General features: G+C 46.1%; 4 protein-coding genes. All 4 read left to right on the plus strand.

The genetic code is table 11. The features are described 5' to 3' along the window. Positions 1–312: 312 nt before the first annotated feature. Positions 313–870, plus strand: a complete 558-nt coding sequence (locus Xbud_RS18455; RefSeq protein WP_099137454.1) for a hypothetical protein — start codon at positions 313–315, stop codon at positions 868–870. Further along, positions 812–2,920, plus strand: a complete 2,109-nt coding sequence (locus Xbud_RS18460; protein WP_099137455.1) for a phage terminase large subunit family protein — start codon at positions 812–814, stop codon at positions 2,918–2,920. The genes Xbud_RS18455 and Xbud_RS18460 overlap by 59 nt, the downstream gene beginning before the upstream one ends. A gap of 7 nt (positions 2,921–2,927) precedes the next feature. Further along, positions 2,928–3,182, plus strand: a complete 255-nt coding sequence (gene gpW, locus Xbud_RS18465) for a gpW family head-tail joining protein (RefSeq protein WP_099137456.1) — start codon at positions 2,928–2,930, stop codon at positions 3,180–3,182. Beyond that, positions 3,182–3,747, plus strand: a 566-nt coding sequence (locus Xbud_RS18470; RefSeq protein ID WP_145956672.1) for a phage portal protein, incomplete at its 3' end; no start/stop codon positions are given. The genes gpW and Xbud_RS18470, both read left to right, overlap by 1 nt.

A 3,747-nucleotide genomic window follows, 5' to 3' on the forward strand; every position in this document is an offset into this window, starting at 1 on the left:
CGACGAAAGTGAAGGAGGCAAAAGAGGGCGGTAACGCGAGGTAACAGAGAGGGTAACGCCGTGTAATTTTTTGGGTCCTTCCTAAGCCTTTGATATTTCAGGGGCATTGCGCGCCGTGCAGTTTCACTAACTAAAAAATTTTGAAATTTGGGTAACAGGTAACACATCGTATTTTTCGAGGTTTAATTTATCCTATTGAATTTAAATACTAAAACTATTTATTGTGGTGTTATTTAATGTTACCTGACTTGTTACCTTTGAGGTTGGGTAACACTTTTGGTAACAACCATAGGTAACATTCAGGGTAACAACATGAATCAGTCAGATTTTGCAAAACTTCATGGGGTCAGTCGCAAAACCATTACTGTATGGAAGTCACGAGGATGGTTAGTGATGGAAGGTGACGAAATTGATGTTGATGCCTCAAATGCCAATATTGAACGGTATCGAAAATCACCCTCGACGGCTGAAACCAAGCCAAAACTTAAAAAAGAAAAAAAGCAGCACGTTGATGAGTCAGTTGATGAATCACCAACACAAACAGCAGAAAGATTGATCCGTGAAATTGGTGCGGATATGTCGTTTGATGAAGCAAGAAGGATAAAAGAAAACTTTCTCGCGTTATTAACAAAACTGGAATATGAAAAAGAGGATGGGCAACTGATTGAGCTTTCAGTTGCAGAATCAATCTTGTTTACTGAATTCAGAGGGCAACGTGATGCCTGGATGAATTGGCCGTCCCGTATAGCCCCAATTATGGCGGCAGACTTGGGTGTTCCGGCTGACAGGATGACTGAGGTGTTAATCGAACATGTCCACAAACATATCACTGGTCTCGGGGAGCCTGAATTCAGCACAAGCGAAACGTGACAGATTATTAGCGAGCGCAAGAAAAGGGTGGACCCCCCCGCCACGTATTAGTGTTCCAGATTGGGCAGACCGTTATCGAAAACTGGCTAAAGAGGCGGGTAGTACATCGGGGTCATGGCAAACTGATACTGTCGAAATTGCGCGGGGTCCTATGCTTTCTGTTACTGAATCTGGTGTACATACCATAACCGTCATGTGCTGTACTCAGTTAATGAAAACAGCTTTGCTCGAAAATGTGTTTGGTTATTTTGCGCATCTAGATCCTTGCCCTATGTTGTTATTACAACCTAAAGAAGATGCTGCAGAACAGTTCTCAAAAGAACGAATTACTCCTCTTATTCGAGTAACCCCTGAATTACGAAAAATTGTTGGCGCAAGTAAACAAAAAACATCGAAAGAAACTTTGCTCTATAAGTCATTTCCGGGGGGATTTCTTGCATTAGCGGGTGCAGGTAGCCCTGATAACCTAGCCCGTCGCCCTATTCGAGTGTTATTAGCCGATGAGGTTGATAAATATCCGATTACGCGTGAAGGTGACCCAATAACACTGGCAGAAGAACGAACAGCGACATTTGGTCTTAACTGGTTATCAGTTCGCGCTTGTTCGCCCACTATTGAAGATGAAAGCCGAATCGCAGCAAGTTATGAAGATTCAGATCAACGGCGGGCTTCTTTAGCTTGCCCTCATTGCGGTCATCGTCAATTTCCTGATTTTTTTAAACATGTTCATTGGCCTAAAGAGGGCGAAAAGCACCAATCGCATCTTGCATTAATTTACTGCGAAAGTTGTGGTGCGGGTTGGTCAGAAGGGGAGCGATTACGTGCATTGCGTACTATTCGTTGGCATCAAACAAAGCCTTTTGAATGTTGTGGTAGTCGTCATGTTCCACTTAATGATTATGAGCAGGCATGGCACAGCGATGATGAAACGGCTGTAAATAAAGTATGGTCATTGTCTGAATCTGAACGCCATGCAGTGTATAGGGCTACTTGTCCAGATTGTGGTGAATATGGAGTCGATAATATTCATGCAGGTTATCAAGCATCTAAACTATTTAGCCCATGGCAAAAAGATAAGCCTTCTGATATTGCAGGAAAATACTTAAAAGCCAAAGGCGATCCAGACAAAGAGCTTGCGTGGTGGAACACACAAATGGGTCTGCCACACCGCCCTAATTATGGGAAAAAATTGCCTATTGATGCACTGTTAGCCAGAAGAGAAGTCTATGATGCTGAAATACCAATGGGGGTTGCAGTTCTGACCGCGGGGATAGATACACAAGGTGACCGGTTGGAAATTGAAGTCGTAGGTTGGGGAAAAGATGAAGAGAGCTGGTCCATTGCCTTTGATGTAATTGAGGGAGATCTAGAAACCGCTGAACCTTGGACTAGGTTAGACGCGTATCTTAAGCAAATTTGGCGTCGCGCGGATGGACGTGGATTTACCATTATGGCGGCGTGTCATGACTCAGGGGGGAACCATACTCAAAAGGTTTATGAGTTTGCTAAAGAGAGGCTGGGTCGACGAATATGGGCGATAAAAGGTGAATCAGCAACGGGAGGACGGCGTTCCCCTATTTGGCCGAATAAACGCCCAACACCGAGAAATCGCTCTCAATTCAAACCCATTATTATCGGAGTAAATTCAGCAAAAGATTCAATTAGATCCCGTTTGCACATTGAAGAAAGTGGCCCGGGTTATATGCACTTTCCTGTGGATAGAGATATGGGGTACTTCAGCCAATTAACATCCGAAAGATTAATTATGAAGGAGGCTGCTGGACAGCGTTATAGTGTATGGGAACTTCCTCATGGAAAAGCAAACGAAGCCTTGGATTGCCGTGTTTATGCTTATGCAGCATTAGCTGGTTTGTTCCACTTGGGGTTGAAATTAAATGCGCTAGTATTAACCATTGATAGTAATCCTGATCGCCTATTACCGCCTCCAACCGCGCCGGAAACCAAAATTAAATTCCAATACCCCGGCGTCATCATTAGCGAGCCAGAGAAACCGCCGACACGTAAACACATCTCACAACTGTTGCCATAGGAAAATTATGTTTAATCCCAAAACCAGCCTGCTTACCGGCATGAGCCGTGAACAGCTCCACACCGCACTCAATGCCGCTCAACTAGCCTATATCGAACTGTCAACCGGAACGAAAGGCGTCTCATTTTCGTATACACAAGGGGATGGGACACGCACTGTGTCGTATCAACAAACCAGTCTGGGCGATTTATTGGCGCTTATTCAGGCAATACAGACCGAACTGGGGATCACGACAAGACGACCAATCAGGGCGAGGTACTAATGAGCGTTAAAATCTTGGGACCCAATGGCGAGCCGTTACCCCCCTCGAATGCGAAATTGAAATTTAACGCATTATCGGGAAGCGGGCGCATTCCTTATGATGCCGCAGACTCATCCAGCGACCAGCTGGCAAACTGGCAGCCGGCGCTGTGGTCACCGGATAATGAAATTAACATCTATCGTGACCGTATCGTGTCACGCATGCGCGATTTGGCGCGTAATGACGGCTGGGCGTCCGGCACCATCACCCGCGTATTGGACAATGCTATCGGGGCGAATTTTCGCCCCATCCTGAAACCCGATTACCGGATGCTGGCGTTACTGACGGGGAATAACGCCTTTGATGTCACCTGGGCCGCAGAGTACCGCAAAGTGATTGAAGCCCACTGGCGTTCATGGGCTGACGACCCGGGGCGTTACTGTGATGCGGAGCGCAAACAAACCGTCTCTCAGATGATGCGGCTGGCCTTTCGTCACAAGTTACTTGACGGCGATGCTTTGGCGGTACTGCAATACCGGACTGACCGGTTAGGCAAAGGCCGCGGACGTTATGCGACCACCATCCA

The organism is Xenorhabdus budapestensis, from assembly GCF_002632465.1.
Classification (GTDB): domain Bacteria; phylum Pseudomonadota; class Gammaproteobacteria; order Enterobacterales; family Enterobacteriaceae; genus Xenorhabdus; species Xenorhabdus budapestensis.